Origin of the sequence: Kaistella antarctica (assembly GCF_900109615.1) — a bacterium.
GTDB classification, from domain to species: Bacteria; Bacteroidota; Bacteroidia; order Flavobacteriales; family Weeksellaceae; genus Kaistella; species Kaistella antarctica.
Genome location: NZ_FOIX01000002.1, coordinates 351,225 through 375,714 on the forward strand (window position 1 = coordinate 351,225; position 24,490 = coordinate 375,714).

Here is a 24,490-nt window from a genome sequence, read left to right on the forward strand (position 1 = left end):
TATTAATCGTGATTTTTAAAAACAACTCTAAACAAATTTGACCAAGAATTGAAAATTTTTATTGATGATGGTTGAGGGAAACTTAAAAGAGATCGCAAAGCTTTTTCTGAAACTGGGAATTATAGGTTTCGGCGGTCCAGCGGCACATATTGCGATGATGCGCGATGAAGTAGTCGTGAAAAGAAAATGGTTTACAGAACAGCATTTCTTAGACTTAATCGGCGCTACCAATTTAATTCCGGGTCCGAATAGTACGGAAATGGCTATCCATATCGGTCACGAAAAAGGCGGTTGGAAAGGGTTGATTATCGCCGGACTTTGTTTTATTTTACCTGCCGTTTTGATCACTGGCATTTTTGCTTGGCTTTATAAAGAGTTTGGACAACTCCCCGAAGTTCAACCATTTATTTACGGAATAAAACCGGCAATTATCGCAATCATTTTAAGCGCCGTTTATCCTTTAGCAAAAAAATCTTTGAAATCAATAGAGTTAGGGATTATCGGACTCGCGGTTCTAATTGGCTCACTCTTAAATTTCTACGAAATATATCTGATGTTTGGCGCCGGATTTATCGCCTTATTTCTGGCCTACTTTAGAAATAATAAATTAAAAAACATTAATAGTTTTCTACCGTTTACCTTTCTTGAAATCTTAAATGCCGGTTTTCTGTCGGCTACCAATTCAAAGCTCTTTTGGATATTTTTGAAAATTGGCGCTATACTTTACGGGAGCGGTTATGTTCTTTTTGCTTTTATAGATACCGAACTGGTTTCAACTGGAATTATTACTCGCCAACAATTAATAGATGCCATCGCCGTCGGACAGTTCACGCCAGGTCCCGTTTTTTCTTCAGTAACATTTATCGGTTACCAAATCAATGGACTGTCTGGAGCGGCAATTTCGACGATCGCTATTTTTCTGCCTTCATTTGTGTTTGTGGCTTTCCTGAATCCTCTGGTTAAAAAGATGCGAAGTTCAGCACTGTTTTCAGCTTTCTTAGATGCTGTAAATGTGGCTTCAGTTGCGATTATCATTTCGGTCTGTTTTGCTATGGGTAAAGATTCGATTACCGACTGGCGTACAATTTTGATTGCCATATTAAGTATTACCTTAACCTGTAGATTTAGAAGAATTAATAGTGCCTTTATTGTTTTAGGTGGTTCAATTGTAGGGTATTTGTTAACCTTATTTTAAAGACGAAAACTCTAAAATGTTTTAAATTTTTTTGCGACTCACTATTTCTGTGTTCTTCTTAAATACTATTTTAAAGTGGTTTTAAAACTAATTACTAAACTTCCCGGTAATTATCTTATTTGTGGAAGTGGTTAATTAGTAATAACTTGTGTCGTAAACTTATACTATGAAAACACGATTTCCTTTTTACGCTTCCCTTATTGCCTTTGTTTTATATTCTTGTAAAACCGTAAACACTTCTTCAACTGTGGTTAAAGATGATGGCAAAATAACAGTCACTTTTGTTCAAATTAATGATGTCTACGAGATTGCTCCCATGCAAGGCGGCAAAGTCGGTGGTGTCGCGCGCGTAGCAACTTTAAAAAAACAGGAGCTCGCCAAAAACCCCAATACTATTATGGTGATGGGCGGAGATTTTTTAAGTCCATCCGTTTACAATAGTTTGAAACATGAAGGCAAACGAATTCGCGGCAAACAGATGGTTGAATCTTTGAATGCTGCCGGTTTAGATTTAGCCGTGTTTGGTAATCATGAATTCGACATTAAAGAAGATGAACTTCAAGACAGAATCAATGAATCAACCTTTAAATGGATTGCTTCGAACACTTTTCATCAAACAAAATCTAGCGTCGCTCCTTTTGTAAAAACGAATTCTTCGGGGAAAGAAGCCTTTCCTGAAACTTATATCATGGACGTTCAAGATAAAGACGGCACCAAAGCAAAAATCGGTTTTATCGGACTGACCTTACCTTTTAATAAAGCAGATTATGTAAGCTATACCGATGAATTGGAAGTTGCTGAAAAATTATACAATCAGTTAAAGCTTTCTTGCGATGCTGTTGTGGCGATTACTCATCTTGCCGTGGAACAAGACAGTGTTTTGGCCCGACGTGTTCCAGGTCTCGCCTTGATTATGGGTGGTCATGAACACGATATGCAGTTCAAAAAAGTGGGCGATATCTATATTACTAAAGCGCACGCGAACGCCAAGTCGGCTTATGTAAATTATCTAACAATTGACGTGAAAAATAAAACCACATCGGTTGTTCCTGAATTGCGAATGATTGATGCTGAAATTACCGAAGATCCCGCCACCGCTTTGGTGGTAAAAAAATGGATGGACATTGGTGAAAAGAATTACGAAGCGCTCGGATTTAATGCGCAGCGCGTCATCCGGGAAGGGGGCGAACCTTTAGATGGTCGCGAAGAAATGATTCGAAGTGGAAAAACTAATCTAACTCGTATCGCAGTTGCAGCCATGGAAAAAGCCGCTCCAACTGCGGACGTCGTGTTGCTTAATTCTGGGTCAATTCGCGTCGATGATATTCTTCAAATGCCCATTACTGAGTATGATATCATTCGAACTTTACCCTATGGCGGATCGATTATGGAAGTTGATATGAAAGGAAGTTTATTGATTAAAACTTTAGAAGCTGGCCGTAATAATGTGGGTTCTGGCGGCTTTCTCCAGTATTCTTCTGCGGTTAACTATAATCCTGAAACCAAAGTTTGGAGTTTGAAAAACAGTCCTATTATTCCAACTAAATCTTACCATGTTGCCCTGGCCGATTTTTTAATGACAGGTGGCGAAGCTAACATGAGCTTTTTGAATAAAGATAATCCAGATATCATTAAGATTTATCCTACGCCAACCAGTTCTGCTGATCTGAGATCTGATTCAAGATTGGCGATCATTAAATATATGGCAGAACTTGGAAAGTAGTTTTTATTCTCGAAGATAAAGTGTTTCACTTTTAAAAGAAATCTATAAAGCTTCTCTGAAGCTTTTGAATCGTACAGTTTTATTCTGTGCGATTTTTTTATTTTCAAAAAATGAAATGTTTATTTCTCTTATTTCGTCTTTTTATTTAAATTTACTAAAGGAAATAGTTTTTAATTGGTTTGATTTTTAGCACGTTACCACTGGTGAATTTAAAATCTATCTGCAAAAAAGTAGTTGTGTTGACAAAAATTGAATCCTTTTAATCGAACTTCAAAAACACACACACAAATGAGCCACACTCCACCAATTTTCATTAATCATGGCAAGAATTCATCGGCTTTTCTTACGCTTGACAAGCCGACTAGTTTAGTTGTTTTCGTGCATGGATTTAACGGAAAAGCGACCGGAACTTGGGACGATTTCCCTGCCTTAATCAGAAGCAAAAATGATTTTTCCAACGCTGATGTTATCTTTTATGGTTACGACAGTATGAAAGGACAAGCCAATAACAATGCGCTTAAATTTTACAATTTTCTGACGTCGGTTTGTGAAAACAGTCCAAATAATTTAGGTTTTAACCGCGATAGTATAAATGACCAATTTCGATACGAAAATGTAGTGGTGATCGCACACTCTTTAGGCGCGATCGTAGTTCGTAGAGCTTTGCTCACAGCGAAAAATGAAAATAAATCCTGGTTGGAAAACTTTAAAATGATTTTGTTTGCTCCTGCTCATTGCGGCGCTAGAGTTCAGAAAATAATTTTGGAAAGTCTGCCCATCGTTGGTCGCTTGTTGGCAGGTTTGGTATTGGTGAAAATACCAATCATCGATGATCTGGGACCGCAATCTCAAGCAATCCTCAATCTAATTTCAGATTCAAAAAGTTATTTGGGTAAAGATAGCGGCCAGTTTACAATTGCACATAAAGTAATTTGGGCAGACAATGAAATTGTAGTTCACAACGACCAGTTCTGCAGTGATCCTGCGCCCATTTTGATTGACAAAAAGTCCCACACTTCAGTTTGTAAACCAACTGCAACTTATCTTGATCCGTACGAAATTGTAATTAATGCTTTATAAAGATTTATTATGGATATTAAAGATGTGAATTTTGAGATTATTACAAAGCAATATCGTGAAAAAGGGCCTGCCGCAAAAGGTTTTGAAACACTAAGTGCTCTCATGAAAGATGACGAATTACTGAGTTTGCGAATTCTATTGAGAAATCATCTCCAAAGCCCGATTGAAACTACCTTAGAGGTTGACGAAAGAGACAACATCGACTTTCTAATTGACTATTATAGCATTTTAGAGATCGGTTTGATTGCGAACTATTTTCCAAATCCACTTCCAGCTGAAGTTGAGAGAGAGATTGAATTTATTTTAAAAAATAAATTTGTTAACCAATATTTTACGCAATATTATCCGTTAATCTTACCTCAAATTTTGATGAAGCAAGTTTTAGAAAGTAACGGCGAAATGTATTTCCAGCGTCAAAGTGTAGAGAATTCTGCGGGTTTGTTTGATCGTTTTCTAATGCTTAACCAAGTTAAAAGGAACGATGAAGATATCAACCAGTTTCTTTGGTTTTTAGATGATGGCTGGACGGGAGGTTATTCTATCACTGACTTTTGGAAAGTGCTAAAGGATCGAGATCTTATTAAAGACAAGTTAGATCTTGCTAATAACAATCCTTTAAATAGCTCGTTGTGGGGTTTCATTAAATATACTCAGTTTCTGGCAGATTTTGCCGACTTATTGCGAGATAGCCGAGAAGATGCGCTCCTACAATCCTCTTTCTGGCACTATCAATCCTATTGGTTTGAGCACATGAAAAATGGACTTGGCGACATCGTAGAAATCGGTCTTAAAAATATAAGTGAATCAGTGATAAATTTGAATGAGGCTGAAATTATCAAAGACAAAGGTTCTTTCCTGAATTCGAAAAAAGAAATAGATGAATGGCAAGAGAGCAGTTTAGAATTAGAAGGAGTGGAAGAAGATATCACCTATTTGCTGAATCAAGAATTGGGGGAGCCGCTCAGGAAATTTTACTCTCAAAGTGAATAGAAATGCTTTTTAATGATTAAAATTTTTTATTAAAACTTACCCGATACCCCGAAGGTCGTCAATTATCATTAGTTAATTTTAAGAAATAATTAGATTGATAAATTTTATTTAATTTTTTTTAAAGCTACAGTTTTGTTGCTGAGAAATAGGGTGATTACAAAACCTATACTCAGTAATGTGATTCCAGTTAGGTAGGTTCTCGGTCCAATTAGCTCCGGATTTGTGGCATAAAAATCACGAATATAAGCGGCGACTTGCGGACCTATAATTCCACCAAACGACCACGCTGTAAGGATGACTCCATAAATAATGGGCATCAATTTTTCCTGAAAAACATCTAGAATATAAGAGGGCATTGCACCAAATCCACCGCCATAACAGAAGAGAATGTAGCAAACCAATGCTCCGAAAATGTATGGATTCGTGGTAAACATCAGAAAAATAAAAACGATGATCTGAGAGCCCAAAATCAAACGAAAAACTTGTATTCTTCCCAATCGATCTGAAAGACCACCCCAAATAAATCTCCCTATTCCATTAAATAAAGAGCTGATTGCGATTAAAGTTCCGCCAGCAACTGCTAGGTTTTCAGCACTCATTGTCGGGGATTTCTGCCCCAGTAAATCTTGAATCATCGGTGACTGCATGCTGATAAACATAATTCCGGCTGAAATATTTAAAAAAAAGACGAGCCACATTCCGATGAATTGAGTAGAAAGTAAACTTTGTTTTAAGGTCAATTCATTTTTAATATTGTGGTCGAAATCACTGTTGTCAGGAATGACATATCCTTTCGGAACAATTCCATTTGGCGGATTCTTCATCGATATAGCCGTGGGAATTCCAATCGCAAAAAGAACAATAGAAATATACACGAAAACCTCAACCATATTTTCTTCTGCCAATTGTATAAAAATGGGCGCAATTATATTTGACATTAGCAAAGCACCAAGTCCAAATCCCATGACCACCATTCCTGTGACCAAACCTTTCTTATCTGGAAACCATTCTGAGACCGTTGCGACTGGAGTTACATATCCCAAGCCTAATCCAATTCCCCCAACCATGCCAAATCCAACATAGAAAAGAGGTAGACTGCCAACTGACATTGCGTAGGCACTTATTAAATATCCCAAACTGTAAAGTGTTGCGCCAATGGTCGCTAATTTTTGCGGACCGAATTTTGGCAAAATCAGTCCACCTATTGCTGCTGATAAACCCAGAAATAGAATAGCGATACTAAAGATCCACATGGTTTGAACATTAGACCAGCCATATTCAGCCATAATTGGTTTTTGAAAAAAGCTCCAGGCATAAACCGTTCCCAGCACAACTTGCAGGAGCATTCCCATGATAGCGATCAACCAACGGTTCGAGTTTTTGGTCTGCATCAAAAAAGCTTTTAGTTCGATATTAAATTACAAATTTAAAATTACCTCTAATTGAGGCAAAACGATTGTTCTAGCGTATGATTTTAGGCATGTTAACATTCTTCTGAGACAAGATTTTTTTTTAGATATTCCGTAAATATTGTAGAAGAGGTCGTTAGGATTCGTAAATACTTTTTTCGTTCTTTGCAATTAGAAATGTTTGTACAGGAATTATCAATATTCCGGTCAAGAAAATCACCTCAATTATGTCAACAGAAAAAAATACTCAAGAAAAAGTAAGACTTCATATTCGCAATAAAAACCGTGAGAGATACGATCTGGAAGCTTTGGTTACTGCAGTGCCAGAACTCAAAGAATATATTAAGCCCAGCAAAAGTGGAGAAGATTCGGTTGACTTTGCCAATCCTGTGGCAGTTAAATTGTTGAATAAAGCTTTGTTGAGTCATTATTACGACGTAAAAAACTGGGACTTCCCAGAAGAAAACCTGGTTCCGCCAATTCCCGGCAGAGCGGATTATATTCATTACATGGCCGATTTATTGGGTCAAACTAATTTCGGTGAAATTCCCATGGGCGATAAAATTAAATGTTTGGATATTGGAGTAGGCGCGAATTGTATTTATCCAATCGTTGGCGTTACCGAATATGGCTGGAGTTTTATAGGTTCAGATGTCGATCCAAAATCAATTGAATCTGCCACCAATATTGTCAATTCAAATCCTTCTCTGGAAGGAAAAGTTGAATGCAGATTGCAGGAAAATAGTACGGCCATTTTTGAAGGTATTTTAAACACGGATGAGAAAATTGACTTTTCGATTTGCAATCCACCCTTTCATTCCTCGACCGAAGAAGCGGAAAAAAGCAGCCGACGAAAAGTTAAGAATTTATCCGGAAAAAAAGTCGTACGACCTGAACTCAATTTTGCGGGAATAAGCAACGAACTCATCTGTGAAGGTGGCGAACATACCTTCATTCACAACATGATTAAAGAAAGTGAGCAATTTGGTAAAAATTGTTATTGGTTTTCGACTTTGGTTTCTAAAAAATCAAACCTAAAAGGTATTTACAAAGTTTTGAACGACATGGAAGCTACCGGAATCAAAACCATTCCGATTGGAACGGGTAATAAATCAAGCCGAATTATTGCGTGGTCTTTCTTATCTAAAGAGGAGCAAAAAGAGTGGCGCGAAAAGAGATGGAGAACGGCGGAAGAGAAGTCAGAAGCAGTTAGTGAATAATTAGATCACATTCAGTTTATTAAATATGATCAAGTAAAAACCTGACGTAAAATTGCAAGAGATCAATAAAATACATTCGTTTTCATGGTAATAATAATCGGCGCAGGTTTATCTGGTTTACTCACCGCTTTCCGTCTCAAAAAGCAAGGAATACCATTTAAAATATTAGAAGCTAGAAATAGAATTGGCGGGAGAATCAACACCGTCTTGGAATCAAATAATACGCCTGTTGAAATGGGTGCGACTTGGTTTCAAAATAATCATCAAAATTTAATTGCGCTTTTAAAAGAATTAGGTTTGAATGGTTTTGAACAATTTATGGACGAAACTGTTTTGTTTCAGCAGCAAGCTAATTCTCCCATTCAGTTGATGGAAATTGGCAAGCAAGCTCCCAGTTACAGAATTGCTGGCGGGACTTCCAATTTAATAAATGCTTTATTTCAAACTCTGAGAGATGATGAAGTCTTGCTCAACCAAACCGTTACTAAAATTATTTTTAAAGAAGATTCTATTCAAGTTTATGGCAATGAAATTTTTGCGGCCAGTCAAGTTGTTTTAGCCATTCCACCAAAATTATGGGCAAACAAGATTTTGTTTGAGCCGAATCTCGCCAGGGATTTGATGGATGTTGCTCAACAAACGCACACTTGGATGGAAGATTCGATTAAAGTTGCGTTGACTTATAAAGAACCTTTTTGGCAGGACGATGATCAACCAGGAACTTTCTTTAGCAACGCCGGTCCAATCACAGAATTTTATGATCACTGCAATATCGAACGGACAAAGTTTGCACTTTGTGGATTTATAAATTCAGCCTTTAAAAATTTCCCTCATGAAGAGCGACAAAATCTGGTTATCAATCAACTCAAATCAGTTTTTGGTCAGAAAGTAGAATCGTTTTTAGATTACGAAGAAGGTGTTTGGAGTGAAGAGGAGTATACTTTTGCTCGGTCTGAGTATGATGTTTTCCCACATCAAAATAATGGCAACACAATTTTCAACCAACCCCTTTTTAACGATCGATTGTTTATTTCAAGTTCTGAAGTTTCAGCTGAAAGTCCGGGATATATGGAAGGTGCTGTTTATGCTGGAAATGTAATAGCAGAAAAATTGATTTCATTCATTAAATAAAAATGGCTTCCCAATTTGGCAAACCATTTTTTTATAGTAATAAGTTTGATTAAGAAGTAAATCCTTCCATCACTCTCAACGAAGCCAGAGCTTTATCAACAGAAAGTTTCTGTTTAACAACGGTATCTCTAACGTCTTGTGGTAAAACTGCATCTTCTAAAACATCACCATATTCTTCTGAGAAAGCTTCTTCACCACGAATACATTCATCGTAGATTGCTTGGTCTCCCGTTGCAAAAGCATCTCTAATAGAAATCCAAGTGCGGTGTAAATCACCAGCGAGGCTTGTTCCTTTGTCTGGTTCGCCACCATATTTAGAAATCAAACCTTTGATTTCATGTCCGAAATCGTATCTGTTTTTAGATTGATTTTCGAAATACCCTCTCAATGAAGTGTGCTCAATTTTTTCAGCTGCTTCTTTATATCCTTTCTCTGCGTCGTAATTTTTTGTTAGTAAATCGTTTAAAATGCTAACTACTTTGTCATTTTCCATTTTATATAATTTTAATGTTGTTGATGATTTTAATACAGAAAACATTCCATTAAATCAAAAATAGTAAGATTTAACACAGTTTAACATCTGTCGACGTTCAACTAAAAAAATGGAGTCGTGGTAGAAAAAGAATAATAATTTGAGCGATTAATTTTTTAGCTGCATTTTTTAGTACTTTAGTTTTTTCCTTTCTAAATTTTATTTAAAGGCAAAACCTAAATATTAAAAATATCTTTCCCAATGCAAACTGCAAAAGATAAACTTCTCTATATTCTTTATTGGACGGCCATTTTCGTTGTGTCTGGATCTATGTTGGTCTATGGAGTTGCAAAACCAATCCAGTTTCAAAATTTCTCAGGTGCAGCCAATTTAAATCTTTCAGCAGGTCATCAATTGATGTGGACTTTCTACAGCTATACAAAGGCTTATCCCATTATTATTGGAGTTTTTGAAATAATTGGCGCGATTGCAATATTATTTAACCGAACCAGAATTTTCGGCTGCATCTTTTTGACCATTATTTTGAGTAATATTATTATTCAAGATTATTTGTATGAGGTCTTTGCTTTAGGTACTGCCGTTTTTTATCAACTTTTGGTTTTACTAATTCTTCTTTTCGATTTCGATAAATTGAAAATAATCATGAAAGTGTTGTTTAAATCTCGCCCAAAGAATCGCCATTTAATTTTACTAATTATTGCTTTGATTCTTTCATTGGGCATCAAGTTTTTTGAAGGAAAACTATTAAGCTTTTTCCTGTAAATAAATCTCGCCGAAATTCGTAAGATTATAATGCTATAAAAGCGATTTATATTAATAAAAATTGTATTTTTCCAACCTAATTTTCTATTTATATAATGAAATGAGAGGCATCTTTGCTTTTTGATTAACATTATTAAATCAGCCATTACATAAAAACAAATTTAAAAATATTTAATACTCACCTTTACCTCAATAAAAATTTTATGAAAAAAACAATTTTACTTTTTGCTGTTCTTTTGTCTTTGGTTGCATTTGCGCAAATTAGATTTGAAAAAGCTTACTATATTGATAACTCAGATAACAGAGTTGAATGTTTGATTAAAAACGTCGACTGGAAAAATAACCCAGACTTCTTTAATTATCAATTAGGCGAAAATGCCGAAATCAGAACGGCCACGGTAAAAGAGGTCAAAGTATTTGAAATTTATAATCAGTCGAAGTTTATTCGAAGCATAGTAGATTTTGACAAATCGAGTATCAATATCAGAAATTTAAGTGAAAGTAAAGAACCAGAATTTGTTCAGCGACAGTTGTTTTTAAAGCAGTTGGTTACTGGTGCCGCAAATTTATACAAATATGAAGAAGGCAACGATGCTAAGTTTTTTTATCAAAAAGGATCTGAGGAAATTAAACCATTAATTTATAAACCTTTTCAGCTTGAGCTTTATCAAATTGCGTATAACGAATCGTACAAACAACAACTAAGCGCTGCATTAAATTGTGGAGGCATGAATAATAATCAAACAAATTCTCTAAAATATAAAGAGAAAGATATGGTAGAGATCTTTTCCAAGTATAACGAGTGCTCTGATCCTAATTATATTACTGCGGCTCCAATTAAAAAAGGAGGAACGATACATTTATCCGTTCGCCCAAGGGTCAGTCTTTCTTCGCTGCAATTAACGAATTCTATGACTAGAGACGTCTTCGAATTTGGTGATAATACAGGTTTGGGTGTAGGAGTTGAACTGGAATATGTGTTACCGTTCAACAAGAGTAAGTGGGCGATTATTTTAGAACCTACTTACCGAACTTATAAGGCAGAAACAGTGATTGAACCGTTTTATATGGCTGGAATGAAATTATTTGCTTTTGCAGATTATCAGTCGATTGAAGTGCCGATTGGAATTCGTCATTATATGTACATCGATTCCAACTCTAGAATATTCCTTAATGCTCAATATGTATTCGATCTGAATTTAGGTTCCTCGCTGGAAGTGAAACGTGCTGATGGTTTTGTAACTCAGAATATTGATGTAGATGCATTTTCAAATTTTGCGATTGGTGCTGGTTACAGTTACAAATCTAAATATGGCGCCGAAATCAGATATTTTACGAATCGAAATATTGTAAAAGGATATCCTAATTTCAGTACTTCTTACAGTAATGTGTCGCTAATCTTGAGTTACACTATTTTCTAATGATTTAAAATATCACCTCCACCGCGCAAACTGTTTTTAAAGTAAATTGTTTTAAATTTTTATGAGAAGGTTAAAACTTAAAATTGCAGCATTTTTTTATTTATTTTAGTTTTGTTTTTATTAACTCTTCTAAAACTGAATGTTGTTGATGATCTTCCGGTGTGGTCTGAGACCAAATTAACTTTAAATAAATTGCCTTTTGTCTCTATAGCAAGCGGAGTCTTAACATTTTCTCTAATTTTGTTCTTTGAAAAGAGATTCGATTTTTGGGCGGGTTTTAATTTTGTGTGGATCTTTACTTTGGTTTTTGTTGTAAATCTCTATTTTATAACTGATCGCCATTATGAACTTGTAGATTATGGTTTTTCGGAACAATTGCACAATTATAGAACCAAAAAATACCGTGAGGGAAATTGGATTAATACCCAATTTATAGTTGGTGAGGATACTTTGTATTTCAATCAAAATCCAGAGTTGCATGCGGTTTACAGCGGTGATTATGTTTTGTATAAAAGCAGATTTCAAAAGTTTTACTATTTGAAGTCATCTAGTCAGAAATAATCGGATCAGCTGAATTAAATCGTACTTTAGAGCGAGCTATAATTCTACTTAAACGATCTCATTAAATAAATTCGCAAAAAAATGTGGTGGCACTATCTTCTGGTTTTTCTAGGTGCGTTGTTATTTGACATCGTTCCCTTTCCGTTTCTACCGGCATTTACCATCATGATGCTTCTTCAGATTATTTTTGATTTGAATGTTTGGGCCGTGATTGTAATTGGCGTGGCTGGGTCTGTTTTGGGACGATATTTACTTCTCTTGTATGCCCCCTTAATCGCTGGCAAATATTTAACATCATCAAAAAATAAAGACATTCAGTTCTTGGGAGATAAAATAAATGAGAACAAATGGAAAGGTCAACTCTTTATTCTGGCTTATTCACTATTGCCGCTTCCCACCACACCTCTTTTTCTGGGAGCTGGCATTTCAAAGTTGAAACCGAAATTTATTATTCCCGCGTTTATTGTGGGAAAGTTTACGAGTGATACATTTGCTTTGTTCTTTGGGAAATATGCCTCAGATAATTTTGAAAACATTATCGATAATACTTTGTCCTGGCAGTCCATTGCGAGTTTGGTTCTGAGTGTAGTTCTTCTTTTTAGTCTTTTTTTTATTGATTGGCGAACTTTAATTCAAAACAAGAAATTAGTCTTTAAATTTAAAATTTGGAAGTAGATTTTATTTAAAAGTTTCAGCTTGAATTTTGAAATATCTTCTATTGATTCAGTTGGCCTTCTCTTTACGCTTTCAGATCACAATTCATCGTTGAAAGTAAATGAGTAATTTTGCCGCTCCTTAATAATTGTCATTACAAAACGAAGAAGAACATGTCGCAAACATACACTCAAGATCAAACTTTTAATAAACTCAATTTTACACAGCAACCTTTACCCAAAGGAGAATACGAAAACTGTTTTTTCACCAATTGCAATTTTGAAGAGACCAACCTTACGGAATACAAATTTGTGAATTGTGATTTTCAGGATTGTAACTGGAGTTTAGCGATGCTTCACGGTACGGTTTTGCGGGAAGTTAAGTTTAAAGACTGCAAAATGCTCGGACTTCAATTTGAGAATTGTAATGATTTCGGTCTTTCCTTCTCGTTTGAAAATTGTCAGTTGAATCACTCTACTTTTTTTCAGATGAACATTAAGAAGACCATATTCAGAAATTGTCAGTTAAGAGAAATTGACTTTTCAGAAACCAACTTGACGAACGTTATTTTTGACAATTGTGATCTTGCTCAAGCTATTTTTGTTAACGCTATTTTAGAAAAAGCAGATTTTCGAACCGCCTACAATTATTCCATCGATCCAGAAAATAACCGTCTGAAAAAAGCCAAATTCTCCGTTTTGGGAATTTCAGGACTGCTGGACAAGTATGATATTGTAATTCAAAATTAAGAACTTCAATTTATTTTAAAATTAAACAAGCGTTTAATAAGCTCATTCTCATTTAATTATGCCTTTTGGAGGAAAAACATTCTAAATTTTCCTATATTTTAAGTTTAAGTAGCACACTAATTGCAACTACCGATTATAGAATTATCAGTTTAAGTTCTGAATATCGATAATTCTGCAATTAACTTTTATTATTAACACTAAATTTAAAATTATTATGAAAAAGCAAACGCTATTATTAATCGCCTTTATTTCAGTAATTCTGATGTCATGTTCAGCTAACATGATGGGCGACAATTCCAAACTGTACAGTAACACTTGGGAATTAGAATATATTACGGGACCAAGAATTACGTTCCAAGGATTATTTCCGGATGATAAACCAGAAATTAAGTTGGACAAGTCGACCAATATGGTAATGGGTACAACTGGTTGTAACGGTTATAACACCAGCTACACAATGACCGGAAATAAGATTTCCTTCAAGGTTCCAGTAGCTTCTACCATGAGATATTGTGGCGATGGTGAAGCTGTATTTTTAAAAACAATGCAAGACGTAACCAATTACAGAATGACTGCAGACGGAAAATTAGAACTTTTGATGAATGACGTTGTAATGATGAGATTCAAATAAGGAATTTCATTCCCAATTCATATTAAATATCTTTTTTCATTAGATATCAAAAAGCAGGATTAATTTCCTGCTTTTTTTGGTTTAAAAAGTAATTTATTTTTTCTCACTAAATAATTGTTAGACTAGTCTAACTTTTGTAGTTTTGCAGATGTAACTTAAAAGTTTATTTATGAGAAAAGGATTTTTATCTTTTGGATGTGTGCTGATGGCGAGTTTTTACTTCGCCCAGAACTCATCGATTACCGGACAAATTACCGGAGAAGGAATAGCAAAAAATGCTGTTGGTGTTTATTTAGAAGGAACTGATTACTCGACATTTTCAGATAGTTTGGGAGTTTACAGTTTTAATGATCTTCCAGCAGACCAATACAAAATGAGAGTTAAACTCAGCAATTTTCAGCCATTTTATAAAAATGTGGTTTTGAAAGAAGGTGAAAATCTGTCCATCGATGTCAACATGAAACCTTTTGATAGAGGATCGGATATCGAAGATGTAGTGGTCACTGGAACTTTGAAAGCCGTGCGCCGATCAGAAAGTCCAGTTGCGGTGGAAGTTTATTCGCCCGCTTATTTTAAGAAAAATCCAACACCCAACATTTTCGATGCCTTGCAAAATGTCAATGGCGTAAGACCGCAATTGAATTGTAATATTTGTTCTACGGGAGATATCCATATCAATGGCTTAGAAGGTCCTTACACCATGATTTTAATTGATGGGATGCCGATCGTAAGTTCGCTTGGAACAGTTTATGGAATGTCTGGAATTCCGAATTCGCTGGTAGAAAGAATTGAAATTGTAAAAGGTCCAGCTTCGTCTCTTTACGGAAGTGAAGCCGTTGGCGGACTGATCAACGTGATCACCAAAAACCCACAAAATGCACCCTTGTTTAGCGCTGATCTTTTTTCAACAACTTGGGGCGAATATAATCTAGATGTTGGTTTTAAATTTAACGCGGGTAAAAAAGCGCAAGTATTGACGGGAATTAACTACTTTAATTATCAAAATAAAATAGATAACAACAACGATAACTTCACCGATGTCACTTTACAAGACCGCATTTCCGTTTTTCAAAAGTGGAACTTCAAACGAAAAGAAAATCGTTTATTCACTGTAGCTGCGCGCTATATGTATGAGGACCGTTGGGGTGGTGACGTTCGTTACAACAAATCCTATCGCGGAGGTGACGAAATCTACGCAGAAAGCATCTATACCAATCGTGCTGAACTTTTCGGAAACTATCAGTTACCTGTAAAGGACAAAATGTTTTTTGGATTTTCCTTTGTGAATCACGATCAAGATAGCCGTTATGGAACAACTTCTTATATCGCCAATCAAAAAATAGCTTTTGGTCAACTGACTTGGGATAAGAAAATAGGGAACCACGATTTGCTTGCAGGAGCAGCTTTGCGTTACACTTTCTATGATGATAACACTGCTGGAACTTCTACTATTTTAGGTGAAAATGAACCCGAAAACACTTGGCTTCCAGGAATTTTCGTGCAAGATGAAATCGCTTTAGCTGAAGATCATAAATTGCTTTTAGGATTTAGATATGATTATAACAACATCCACGGAAGTATTTTCACACCGCGTTTGGCGTACAAATGGTCTGTAAATAAAAACAACATTTTTAGATTAAATGCGGGCACAGGATTTAGAGTCGTGAATCTTTTTACTGAAGATCATGCTGCCTTAACTGGAGCTCGGGATATTGTGATTCTAAATGATTTAAAACCGGAACAATCCTACAACGTCAACCTTAATTATATTAAAAAAATGTACTTCAGCACGGGTGGTAATATCACTTTGGACGCCAGTGCATTCTACACCTATTTCACCAACAGAATTGTTCCTGATTACGAAAGCAATACGTCGCAAATTATTTACGACAACATTGATGGCAATGCGATTAGTAAGGGTTTTAGTTTAAATGCGGACCTTAATTTTGCCAATGGTTTGAAATTTATTTTGGGTGGAACTTTAATGGAAAATACCATTACCACCAACGGATTTACGGAGCATCAGATTTTGACCGAAAAATTCATGGGAACCTGGGCGGTATCGTATAAAATCAGACCTTGGAATACCAGTATTGATTACACAGGGAATATATACGGTCCTATGCGTTTGCCGTTATTGGGTGATTTAGATCCCAGAAAACCATATTCGCCGTGGTGGAGTATTCAGAATATTCAGTTTACTTACGAAGGTTTCAAACAGTTTGAAGTTTATGCTGGCGTGAAAAACATTCTCAACTGGACGCCTAATAAAGGGAATCCATTTATTATATCGAGAACAAATGATCCCTTCGATCAGCAAGTTCAATTTGATTCTAACGGACAAGCAATCGCGACGCCAGATAATCCTTATGCTTTAACTTTCGATCCTAATTATGTGTACGCACCCAATCAAGGAATTCGCGGATTTTTAGGAGTTAGATTTAATATTAAATAGAAAATGAACTCAGCAAATTCGTATCAATCAAGTTTTTTTTTAGTGTTATTACTATGTTCAATGATGGCTTTTTCTCAAACAAAAAGCCATCCTCTTGAATCCATAGGACAAATGCAGAAAACTGAAAGGAGGAACTTGGTAGTTTTCCTCCACACCGACTGGTGCAACTACTGTAAAGGCATGGAAAATTCTACGTTCAAGAATAAAAATGTTCAAGACCTGCTTACAAACAATTTCTATTTTGCGGAATTGAATGGTGAGGAAAAACAAGATATTAATTTTTCAGGAGCAATTTTTAAATACCAGCCGACTGGCGTAAAAACCGGGTTTCATGAACTGGCGGCTTCTTTGGGAAATATCGATGGTCAAGTTTCTTATCCGTCTTTAGTAATATTAAGTCCAGAAAATGAAATTATTTTTCAATTAAACGGTTTTATGTCTGCTAAAGAAATTATAGAGGTTTTGACTAAAATTAATAAAGGCTAAAGTGAGTTTACTTAACATTAGCTTTAAATTAAGATTACTTTAACTTTCAATTTTTCGTCATTGAAAATATTTTCGCTAATTTTGAATCAATATAAATAATTGAAATTATGGCAGATATTACATTACACGGCGATTCGGTGCAAACCATCGGTAACTTGCCGGAAGTAGGAAGTACAGTAAAAAACTTTAAATTAGTTAATGTTGATTTAAAAGAAAAAACAAACGAAGATTTTTCTGGTAAAAAGAAAATCTTTAATATTTTTCCGAGCATTGATACAGGAGTTTGTCAAGCGGCAGCAAGAAAATTTAATGAGAAAGCTGCAGATTTAGACAACACAGTTGTTATTAATGTTTCTAAAGATTTACCGTTTGCTTTAAACCGTTTCTGTGCGGCAGAAGGTTTAGATCATGTGGTAAGTTTATCAGATTACCGCGGAACTTTTGGCGATGATTACGGTGTTAAAATTGCCGATTCTCCCATGGCTGGTCTTTTAAGCAGAGCAGTTATTGTAACAGATGAATACGGTAAAGTTCTTTATAACGAACAAGTTCCTGAGATTGCGCAAGAACCAAATTACGATAAAGCTTTAGACGCTTTAAAATAATGTCTTAAAAATATAATTTTAACCTTGTCGAAAATTTTAAATTTGACAAGGTTTTTTTAGCTTTAATGCAGAAATTGATCACCGAAAGTTTAATGAAATGAGAATTGAAATGGTTAGATTTCCTGTTGAAAAAACTAAATTAAAGTCCTATTACTACTTTTAAATTAAAAATAAATGAGTTTAATCACAATTGAAATTACAATCCTAAAATCGGTAACCAAAGTTTGGGAATTTTTTACAGAGCCTGATCACATCACCCAATGGAATTTTGCAAGCGACGAATGGACTTGCTCAAGCGCACAAAATGATTTGCAAGTTGGAGGCGTTTTTAATTACCGGATGGAAATGAAAGACGACGATTTTGGGTTTGACTATAAAGGAAGCTACGATGAAATTATTCCTCTGCAAAAAATTAAGTACCATTTAGACGATGGCAGAAAGGTAGAAGTCTTATTTGAAAAAGTGGATGAAAACACGACGCAGGTGACACAAGCTTTCGAACCAGATCCCCAGCAACCAGAGTTAATGCAACGAGAAGGTTGGTATTCGATTCTTGATAATTTCCACAAACATGTCGAAAATAATTAGGTGCTAAATTCTATGCTTTTGAGGGTTTTAAAAAATTAATCCGTATTTTTAGAAAAAATAATTATGAACATGGAGCCGATAACGATAAACATTACTATTCTGAAACCCATTGAAAAGGTTTGGGACTATTTCTATAATCCAAAACATATTGTGAAATGGAATTTTACCACGCCTAATTGGCATTGCCCTAAAGCAGAAATCGATTTCAAGGAAGGTGGTTCGTTTGATTATCGCCTCGAGTATAAAGATAAAAGTTTTGGCTATAATTTTTCTGGTGAAATTGTCGAAATTAGAGATTTAAATCACGTGAAGACGACGCTAACTGACGGTAGAAAAGTGGAAGTTTCATTTAATAAGATTGATGAAAGTACCACAGAAGTAGTACAGGTTTTTGAACCAGAACAACAATACAGCCGCGAAATGCAACGCGTTGGATGGTATGCGATTTTAGACCGTTTTCACAAATATGTAGAGAATAATTAATATGTTATAGGTTATTACTTCTTATCTCAGCAAAACACATTACGATGAATAATAATATATTTCCGTGTCTTTGGTTTGATAGCAATGGCAAAGAAGCCGCTGATTTTTACTGCGAACTTTTCGGTGGAACAATATCGGCCGATACGCCAGTTGTTTTGAATATTGAATTGTTTGGCCAGAAATTAATGTTTTTAAACGGCGGCCCGCAGTTTGAAAAAAACGCCTCGGTTTCCTTTACAATTCTTTGCGAAACAGAAGAGGAGCTTCAGAAATACTGGACGCAACTCAGCAAAAATGGAAACGTTTTAACAGAACTCAGCGAAGATACGCGGTCAAAAAGATACGGCTGGGTTCGGGATCAGTTCGGTGTTACATGGCAACTAAACTTTAGCGGAAATCAAGACGACCAAAAGATAATTCCAACCTTGATGTTTGTTCATCAAAACAATGGCAAAGCAAAACAAGCCAGGGAGTTTTATACTTCTATTTTCCCCAATTCATCAATTGGTGGAGTTTTAAATCATAACACTGGAGGCGGAAACCAAAATGCAGAAGTTGGTGGAAATTTACAGCGCGCAGATTTTAAGATTGATCATTATTCCATGATTTGCATGGAAAATTCTCACGAATATCAATTCAATTTTAATGAAGGAATATCTATGGTCGTGATGACTGATGATCAAAAAGAAACTGACCATTTATGGAATTCTTTAATACAAAATGGCGGGAAACCTTCCATGTGCGGCTGGCTCAAAGATCAATTCGGCCTCAGTTGGCAAATTGTACCGAAAAGATTGTTAGAATTAATGAACGATTTCGAGCAACCAGATAAAGCTCAGAATGTGGTCATAGCCATGTTGAGTATGGAGAAAATTATAATTGCTGATTTAGAGGAAGCTTATAATTCGCCATTATAATGTTTAATCTTGGTTAAGTAGGAGAGTTAAAATTAATTTAGTAAACTAAAATTATGGAAACTTCAAGTTATGAAATAAGGATCAATGCACCGATCCAAAAAGTGTGGGATCTACTGTGGCATCCAGAAACTTATTCAATATGGACGCAGTTTTTTGCACCTGGATCCCAAATGAAAACTGATTGGGAAATTGGAGGTAAAACCTATTTTATTGACAAAGCTGGAGATGGAATGGTTTCCACCATTGAAAGTTTAAATGAGCCCACTGAAGTTGTCTTCAAGCATTTGGGAACGGTAAAAGATGGTGTAGAAGATGTTGAAAGTAAAGAAGTTAAAGAATGGAGTGGAGCCGAAGAGAAATATTTCCTGCGAGCGATAGATGAAAACACCACAGAAGTTCGGGCGATTACGCACATCGATGGTGAGCACCAAGAATATATGAATAATGGTTTTAACCAAGGTTTTGCGATGCTCAAAAATCTGGCAGAAAATTAATGAAGCTTCTATCAATCATTGCCATAACATTTATTGTATCATTAGTTGCGACGAAATTAATTGAAGGTTTTTGGAATTTTCTATTTTCTGGAAACTTGGCCATGGCCGTCTTTATCATTTTTACAGGTCTTGCTCATTTCAAATATCAGAGGGGAATGGCAATGATGATTCCTGATTTCTTTCCAGCTAAATTGTTTCTTGTGTACTTAACGGGGATTCTCGAAATAGCGGCCGGGGTTGGTCTAATGATTCCTGCGCTTCGAGAAATTACCGCCATCTTACTCATTTTATTTTTTGTTATCATATTTTTCGCAAACATTCATTCTTCCAAGAAAAATATCAACCTATTCAAAGCTGATTTTACGGGACCTGGCTTGGGTTATTTGTATAAAGAACGACTGCCAATGCAGATCATCCTGATTGCTTGGACGTGGTTTTTTGGAATTTATTTAGCATGAGTTCCAAAGGTTTAAAAACTTTTATTTTCTTACTTTTGCGGTACAAATTGCGCAGGTGAACCAGGCTTCCAGATTCGAATGAAAAATTACTATTATTTTCTCGGTGTTAAAGAAAATGCTTCTGAAGAAGACATCAAAAAAGCCTATCGTAAGTTATCTTTAAAGTATCATCCCGATAAAAACCCCGATGATGATTTTTTCGAAAGCCGCTTTATGGAAAGCAAGGAAGCCTACGAAATGTTGATTGATGCTGAGAAACGCAGAATCTACGACGATAACTTAAGTCATGAACAAAGAAGTTACCGACCCAATCTTCCACCGACCATTAAATCTTTTGCCGTTAATAAAGTTCGGGTGCAGAAAGGGGAAGAAGTAATCATTACGTGGCAAACTCAAAATGCTGATATCGTAAAAGTTTTGCCGTTTGGTCTGCAGAAAGGATATGGCGAAAAAGTAATCAGAATTACAGAATTCAAAGACGGTCAGTTTCAACTGTTACTGCACGTTACCAATTCGCTCTTGAATAAAACGGTGGTAAAGGCCTTAGTGATTACCGAAATTTTTGAAAATAAAAGTGAGGAGTTTAGAAGTGACGTTGAAAATCTTTTTAAACCAGAAAAACCAACTGTAAATAATCCGGAAGGAATCCCCAGAAGTATACGGATTTTGTTGTTCCTAACTTTTCTTGCCATTATACTTGCGGCAATATTTCAGAACAGATAATTGGAAATTGTTTAAATTAGTTTAAACCATTTTCAGTCGTCCCGGGCATTTCTTACATCTTTTTCCTTTCTTGAATTTCTTACAGCAATTCTTTTTAACACAAAAAATATCCTCCTTGATTTCACTAAAAGGCATCAATGGAGAAACTTTAAAAGGGATAATGTGACCATTCATGGTGCAAATATAAATTTAATTTAGAATAAATCAAAATAAGCTTTTCGTTTTTTGCTAATTGGTTAGGTTTTATTGTTTTACTTTAAAGGGTTCCTTCAAATCTAGGTCACTCTACACTCATCGAAGTGATCTATCATCATAATAAAATGAGAATTATCAATTGTGGTAATGCCTAAAAATTTGTATTTTTACGGACCTTTGTTTAGGAAATAAATCTAGTAAATATATATGAATACCACCCAATTTGTTAATCGGCACATTTCTATGAATGAAGCCGATACGCAAGCAATGTTAGAGAAAGTAGGCGTTGCAAGTATGGAAGAATTGATTGATCAAACTATTCCAGATTCTATTCGCTTAAAGCAGGAACTCGACATTTCAGAACCACTTTCGGAGCAAGAAATGTTAGCGCATTCAAAAGATTTAGCGGCCAAAAATCTGATGTTCGATAACTATATCGGCTTCGGCTACCACAACACTATTTTACCCAGCGTGATCCAACGAAATATTTTGGAAAATCCATCTTGGTACACGGCCTATACTCCTTACCAAGCAGAAATTGCTCAAGGAAGATTAGAAGCACTTTTAAATTTCCAGACCGTTGTTTGCGATTTGACAGGTTTTAAATTAGCGAATGCCTCACTTTTGGATGAATCAACTGCGGCCGCGGAAGCGATGCACATGTTTTTCGAAAGCCGAACTAAACCTCAGAAAAAAGGAGATTCCAAAAAATTCTTCGTTTCAGATTTAGTATTTCCTCAAACAGTTGCTGTTTTGAAAACAAAAGCGGAAGGTTTAGGAATCGATATTATTATTGGCAATCACAAAACACATCAGTTCAACGATTCTTATTTTGGAGTTTTACTACAATATCCAGGAAAGAACGGAATCATTCTAGACTATTCTGAAAACATTCAATATTACAAAGAATTTGACTTACAAGTTGTTGTAGCCTGCGAACCACTGACTTTAGTAAAATTAAAATCCCCGGCAGATATGGGTGCAGATTGTGCCGTCGGAACCACGCAACGATTCGGTATTCCGATGGGTTATGGTGGTCCTCACGCAGCATTTTTCGCTTGTAAAGAAGAATACAAACGGGATCTTCCGGGTAGAATTATCGGCGTTTCTCAAGATGCTTACGGAAAGAGAGCCTTAAGAATGGCTCTTCAAACCAGAGAGCAGCATATCAAAAGAGAAAAAGCAACTTCAAACATTTGTACCGCGCAAGTTCTTTTAGCGGTAATGGCTGGAATGTATGCCGTTTATCATGGATCGAAAGGACTCAACTTTATCGCAGATCAAATTCATTTTAAAGCTATCGCTTTGCACGAGGGTTTGAAAACTTTGGGATACGACATTGTTGAAGAAGCAATTTTCGACACCGTGAAATTTCGAATTCACGAGGACGATAAAAATAGATTGATGCGCACGATGCGTGAGAGAAAAATTAATCTGAATTATTTCTCAGATGGAATTGTAAGCATTTCTTTAAACGAAACGTCGACTGTTGCTAAAGTTCAATATCTTTTTGATGCTTTCGCCGGATTCTTAGACAAACAAAGTTTTAAATTAATTTTTAGAGAAGACATTCAAATTCCAGAAGAGTTTTTAAGAACTGATGAAATTCTGAAAGAAGAAGTTTTCAACAGATATCACACGGAAACAGAATTGATGCGCTACATCAAGCGTTTAGAAAAGAAAGATCTTTCCCTTACGCAATCGATGATTTCACTTGGTTCATGTACGATGAAACTGAATGCTGCTACTCAAATGTTACCTTTATCTTGGGCAGAATGGGGAAGTGTTCATCCCTTCGTACCAACCGAACAAGCTGGCGGATATCAAACACTCATCAAAGAACTTGAAAAAGATTTAGCAGAAATCACTGGTTTTGCCGGAACTTCTTTGCAACCAAATTCTGGTGCACAAGGGGAATATGCTGGTTTAATGGTGATTCGTGAATATCATAAATCGCGTGGTGAAGGCCATCGTAATATCGCCTTGATTCCACAATCTGCGCATGGAACAAATCCTGCGTCTGCAGTAATTGCCGGAATGAAAGTAGTGGTGGTGAAAAATATTGAAAGCGGTGAAATCGATTTCGAAGATTTGAAAGCTAAAGCCGAACAACACAGTGATAATCTTGCTGCGGTGATGATTACCTATCCTTCAACTTACGGTTTCTTTGATGACAACATTATTGAAATTACCGATTTAATTCACGCTCACGGTGGACAAATTTATATGGACGGCGCGAATATGAATGCCCAGGTTGGTTTCACTTCTCCTGGAAATATCGGTGCTGATGTTTGTCACTTGAACTTGCACAAAACCTTTGCAATTCCCCACGGTGGAGGTGGTCCTGGGGTTGGCCCAATTTGCGTGGCGGAACATTTGGTGAAATTTTTACCGAGCAATCCAAACATTAAAATCGGAACAAAAGAATCAATTGATGCCATTTCTGGAGCGCCGTACGGCTCTTCTTTGGTCTTAAATATTTCTTATGCTTACATTAAAATGCTGGGAACTTATGGTCTGAAAAAAGCGACCGAGCATGCAATATTAAACGCCAACTATTTGAAAGAAGTTTTAGGTGAACATTTTCCAGTTCTTTATTCGAATAATAATGCACGAGTTGCCCACGAATGCATCATCGATTTCCGTCAGTTTAAACCACTCGGAATTGAAGTTGCTGATATCGCTAAACGTTTGATGGATTACGGTTATCACGCTCCGACAGTAAGTTTTCCGGTTGCGGGAACTTTAATGATTGAGCCTACTGAATCTGAAAGTAAATCTGAATTAGATCGTTTCGCAGAAGCTTTAATTTCAATCAAAAGAGAAATTGATGAAATCGCGGAAGGAAAATACGATACAGAAAATAACGTTCTGAAAAATGCGCCACACACTGAACAAGTAGTAATTTCCGACGATTGGAATCGACCTTACAGCCGTGAAAAAGCTGCCTATCCTTTAGATTGGGTTCGTGATCACAAATTCTTCGCTTCTGTTTCTCGTGTTGACGAGGCTTACGGAGATCGAAATTTGATTTGTACGTGCGCACCGATTGAAAGTTATATGTAAT

23 protein-coding genes are annotated in these 24,490 nt (G+C 35.9%); 21 read left to right on the plus strand and 2 right to left on the minus strand.

The genetic code is table 11. The features are described 5' to 3' along the window. The first annotated feature begins 64 nt into the window (after positions 1 to 64). The 4 genes from chrA to BMX49_RS06270 all read left to right on the plus strand — a co-directional run bounded on the left by chrA (position 65) and on the right by BMX49_RS06270 (position 4,988). Positions 65 to 1,195, plus strand: a complete 1,131-nt coding sequence (gene chrA, locus BMX49_RS06255) for a chromate efflux transporter (RefSeq protein WP_034716764.1) — start codon at positions 65 to 67, stop codon at positions 1,193 to 1,195. Positions 1,196 to 1,361: 166 nt separating this feature from the next. Continuing rightward, the gene (locus tag BMX49_RS06260; RefSeq protein WP_034716762.1) at positions 1,362 to 2,918 is read left to right on the plus strand and encodes a bifunctional metallophosphatase/5'-nucleotidase; all 1,557 of its coding nucleotides are present in this window, start codon (positions 1,362 to 1,364) and stop codon (positions 2,916 to 2,918) included. 288 nt (positions 2,919 to 3,206) lie between these two features. Then, positions 3,207 to 3,998: an esterase/lipase family protein gene (locus tag BMX49_RS06265; RefSeq protein ID WP_051803559.1), complete on the plus strand. Its 792-nt coding sequence runs from the start codon at positions 3,207 to 3,209 to the stop codon at positions 3,996 to 3,998. Positions 3,999 to 4,007: 9 nt separating this feature from the next. Further along, positions 4,008 to 4,988, plus strand: coding sequence for a hypothetical protein (locus tag BMX49_RS06270; RefSeq protein WP_034716760.1), 981 nt, complete (start codon positions 4,008 to 4,010; stop codon positions 4,986 to 4,988). Positions 4,989 to 5,092: 104 nt separating this feature from the next. Here the strand turns inward: BMX49_RS06270 and BMX49_RS06275 are convergent, their stop codons facing one another. Then, the gene (locus tag BMX49_RS06275) at positions 5,093 to 6,379 is read right to left on the minus strand and encodes an L-lactate MFS transporter (protein ID WP_034716759.1); all 1,287 of its coding nucleotides are present in this window, start codon (positions 6,377 to 6,379) and stop codon (positions 5,093 to 5,095) included. A gap of 245 nt (positions 6,380 to 6,624) precedes the next feature. Between BMX49_RS06275 and rlmF the strand changes: the two genes are divergently transcribed. Continuing rightward, positions 6,625 to 7,617, plus strand: coding sequence for a 23S rRNA (adenine(1618)-N(6))-methyltransferase RlmF (rlmF, locus tag BMX49_RS06280; RefSeq protein WP_034716756.1), 993 nt, complete (start codon positions 6,625 to 6,627; stop codon positions 7,615 to 7,617). Between the two features lie 84 nt (positions 7,618 to 7,701). After that, on the plus strand, positions 7,702 to 8,748 hold the full coding sequence (locus BMX49_RS06285; RefSeq protein ID WP_034716754.1) for a flavin monoamine oxidase family protein: 1,047 nt from the start codon (positions 7,702 to 7,704) through the stop codon (positions 8,746 to 8,748). Between the two features lie 49 nt (positions 8,749 to 8,797). Here BMX49_RS06285 and BMX49_RS06290 read toward each other — a convergent pair whose 3' ends face one another. Continuing rightward, a complete protein-coding gene (locus tag BMX49_RS06290) occupies positions 8,798 to 9,241 on the minus strand; it encodes a ferritin-like domain-containing protein (RefSeq protein WP_034716752.1) in 444 nt (147 codons plus the stop codon). A 240-nt stretch (positions 9,242 to 9,481) separates the two neighbouring features. Here BMX49_RS06290 and BMX49_RS06295 point away from each other — a divergent pair, with 240 nt between their 5' ends. The 15 genes from BMX49_RS06295 to gcvP all read left to right on the plus strand — a co-directional run bounded on the left by BMX49_RS06295 (position 9,482) and on the right by gcvP (position 24,489). Then, positions 9,482 to 10,003, plus strand: a complete 522-nt coding sequence (locus tag BMX49_RS06295) for a hypothetical protein (RefSeq protein WP_051803558.1) — start codon at positions 9,482 to 9,484, stop codon at positions 10,001 to 10,003. A 203-nt stretch (positions 10,004 to 10,206) separates the two neighbouring features. Then, positions 10,207 to 11,424, plus strand: a complete 1,218-nt coding sequence (locus BMX49_RS06300; RefSeq protein ID WP_034716750.1) for a porin family protein — start codon at positions 10,207 to 10,209, stop codon at positions 11,422 to 11,424. Positions 11,425 to 12,066: 642 nt separating this feature from the next. Further along, a complete protein-coding gene (locus BMX49_RS06310) occupies positions 12,067 to 12,660 on the plus strand; it encodes a hypothetical protein (protein WP_034716746.1) in 594 nt (197 codons plus the stop codon). A gap of 152 nt (positions 12,661 to 12,812) precedes the next feature. Beyond that, a complete protein-coding gene (locus BMX49_RS06315) occupies positions 12,813 to 13,388 on the plus strand; it encodes a pentapeptide repeat-containing protein (RefSeq protein ID WP_034716744.1) in 576 nt (191 codons plus the stop codon). A gap of 214 nt (positions 13,389 to 13,602) precedes the next feature. Further along, positions 13,603 to 14,019 carry an META domain-containing protein gene (locus tag BMX49_RS06320; protein ID WP_034716743.1) on the plus strand — a complete coding sequence of 139 codons (417 nt, stop codon included), beginning with the start codon at positions 13,603 to 13,605 and terminating at the stop codon, positions 14,017 to 14,019. A 169-nt stretch (positions 14,020 to 14,188) separates the two neighbouring features. Beyond that, a complete protein-coding gene (locus tag BMX49_RS06325) occupies positions 14,189 to 16,474 on the plus strand; it encodes a TonB-dependent receptor (protein WP_034716739.1) in 2,286 nt (761 codons plus the stop codon). 111 nt (positions 16,475 to 16,585) lie between these two features. After that, on the plus strand, positions 16,586 to 16,960 hold the full coding sequence (locus tag BMX49_RS06330; protein ID WP_170166232.1) for a thioredoxin family protein: 375 nt from the start codon (positions 16,586 to 16,588) through the stop codon (positions 16,958 to 16,960). A gap of 107 nt (positions 16,961 to 17,067) precedes the next feature. Further along, entirely contained in the window at positions 17,068 to 17,565 is a 498-nt protein-coding gene (gene tpx, locus BMX49_RS06335; protein WP_034716732.1) for a thiol peroxidase, read from the plus strand. A gap of 174 nt (positions 17,566 to 17,739) precedes the next feature. Next, positions 17,740 to 18,153 carry an SRPBCC domain-containing protein gene (locus tag BMX49_RS06340; RefSeq protein WP_034716729.1) on the plus strand — a complete coding sequence of 138 codons (414 nt, stop codon included), beginning with the start codon at positions 17,740 to 17,742 and terminating at the stop codon, positions 18,151 to 18,153. A gap of 69 nt (positions 18,154 to 18,222) precedes the next feature. Beyond that, positions 18,223 to 18,636: an SRPBCC domain-containing protein gene (locus BMX49_RS06345; RefSeq protein WP_034716727.1), complete on the plus strand. Its 414-nt coding sequence runs from the start codon at positions 18,223 to 18,225 to the stop codon at positions 18,634 to 18,636. A 44-nt stretch (positions 18,637 to 18,680) separates the two neighbouring features. After that, a complete protein-coding gene (locus BMX49_RS06350; RefSeq protein ID WP_034716725.1) occupies positions 18,681 to 19,553 on the plus strand; it encodes a VOC family protein in 873 nt (290 codons plus the stop codon). 53 nt (positions 19,554 to 19,606) lie between these two features. Beyond that, positions 19,607 to 20,047, plus strand: coding sequence for an SRPBCC family protein (locus BMX49_RS06355; protein WP_034716723.1), 441 nt, complete (start codon positions 19,607 to 19,609; stop codon positions 20,045 to 20,047). Next, positions 20,047 to 20,505, plus strand: coding sequence for a DoxX family protein (locus BMX49_RS06360; protein WP_034716721.1), 459 nt, complete (start codon positions 20,047 to 20,049; stop codon positions 20,503 to 20,505). The genes BMX49_RS06355 and BMX49_RS06360 overlap by 1 nt, the downstream gene beginning before the upstream one ends. 78 nt (positions 20,506 to 20,583) lie before the next feature. Further along, a complete protein-coding gene (locus tag BMX49_RS06365) occupies positions 20,584 to 21,228 on the plus strand; it encodes a DnaJ domain-containing protein (protein ID WP_034716718.1) in 645 nt (214 codons plus the stop codon). 402 nt (positions 21,229 to 21,630) lie between these two features. Then, entirely contained in the window at positions 21,631 to 24,489 is a 2,859-nt protein-coding gene (gene gcvP / locus BMX49_RS06370) for an aminomethyl-transferring glycine dehydrogenase (protein WP_034716716.1), read from the plus strand. Position 24,490: the final 1 nt, after the last annotated feature.

Bases quoted from the DNA above. Each gene is read 5' to 3' on its own strand.
- BMX49_RS06265 (WP_051803559.1), top strand. From the start codon at position 3,207: ATGAGCCACACTCCACCAATTTTCATTAATCATGGCAAGAATTCATCG.
- BMX49_RS06310 (WP_034716746.1), top strand. From the start codon at position 12,067: ATGTGGTGGCACTATCTTCTGGTTTTTCTAGGTGCGTTGTTATTTGAC.
- BMX49_RS06320 (WP_034716743.1), top strand. From the start codon at position 13,603: ATGAAAAAGCAAACGCTATTATTAATCGCCTTTATTTCAGTAATTCTG.
- BMX49_RS06330 (WP_170166232.1), top strand. From the start codon at position 16,586: ATGCAGAAAACTGAAAGGAGGAACTTGGTAGTTTTCCTCCACACCGAC.
- BMX49_RS06315 (WP_034716744.1), top strand. From the start codon at position 12,813: ATGTCGCAAACATACACTCAAGATCAAACTTTTAATAAACTCAATTTT.
- BMX49_RS06325 (WP_034716739.1), top strand. From the start codon at position 14,189: ATGAGAAAAGGATTTTTATCTTTTGGATGTGTGCTGATGGCGAGTTTT.
- BMX49_RS06295 (WP_051803558.1), top strand. From the start codon at position 9,482: ATGCAAACTGCAAAAGATAAACTTCTCTATATTCTTTATTGGACGGCC.
- BMX49_RS06350 (WP_034716725.1), top strand. From the start codon at position 18,681: ATGAATAATAATATATTTCCGTGTCTTTGGTTTGATAGCAATGGCAAA.
- BMX49_RS06285 (WP_034716754.1), top strand. From the start codon at position 7,702: ATGGTAATAATAATCGGCGCAGGTTTATCTGGTTTACTCACCGCTTTC.
- BMX49_RS06270 (WP_034716760.1), top strand. From the start codon at position 4,008: ATGGATATTAAAGATGTGAATTTTGAGATTATTACAAAGCAATATCGT.
- BMX49_RS06365 (WP_034716718.1), top strand. From the start codon at position 20,584: ATGAAAAATTACTATTATTTTCTCGGTGTTAAAGAAAATGCTTCTGAA.
- BMX49_RS06290 (WP_034716752.1), bottom strand. From the start codon at position 9,241: ATGGAAAATGACAAAGTAGTTAGCATTTTAAACGATTTACTAACAAAA.
- chrA (WP_034716764.1), top strand. From the start codon at position 65: ATGATGGTTGAGGGAAACTTAAAAGAGATCGCAAAGCTTTTTCTGAAA.
- BMX49_RS06275 (WP_034716759.1), bottom strand. From the start codon at position 6,379: ATGCAGACCAAAAACTCGAACCGTTGGTTGATCGCTATCATGGGAATG.
- gcvP (WP_034716716.1), top strand. From the start codon at position 21,631: ATGAATACCACCCAATTTGTTAATCGGCACATTTCTATGAATGAAGCC.
- BMX49_RS06345 (WP_034716727.1), top strand. From the start codon at position 18,223: ATGGAGCCGATAACGATAAACATTACTATTCTGAAACCCATTGAAAAG.
- BMX49_RS06360 (WP_034716721.1), top strand. From the start codon at position 20,047: ATGAAGCTTCTATCAATCATTGCCATAACATTTATTGTATCATTAGTT.
- tpx (WP_034716732.1), top strand. From the start codon at position 17,068: ATGGCAGATATTACATTACACGGCGATTCGGTGCAAACCATCGGTAAC.
- BMX49_RS06260 (WP_034716762.1), top strand. From the start codon at position 1,362: ATGAAAACACGATTTCCTTTTTACGCTTCCCTTATTGCCTTTGTTTTA.
- BMX49_RS06355 (WP_034716723.1), top strand. From the start codon at position 19,607: ATGGAAACTTCAAGTTATGAAATAAGGATCAATGCACCGATCCAAAAA.
- BMX49_RS06340 (WP_034716729.1), top strand. From the start codon at position 17,740: ATGAGTTTAATCACAATTGAAATTACAATCCTAAAATCGGTAACCAAA.
- BMX49_RS06300 (WP_034716750.1), top strand. From the start codon at position 10,207: ATGAAAAAAACAATTTTACTTTTTGCTGTTCTTTTGTCTTTGGTTGCA.
- rlmF (WP_034716756.1), top strand. From the start codon at position 6,625: ATGTCAACAGAAAAAAATACTCAAGAAAAAGTAAGACTTCATATTCGC.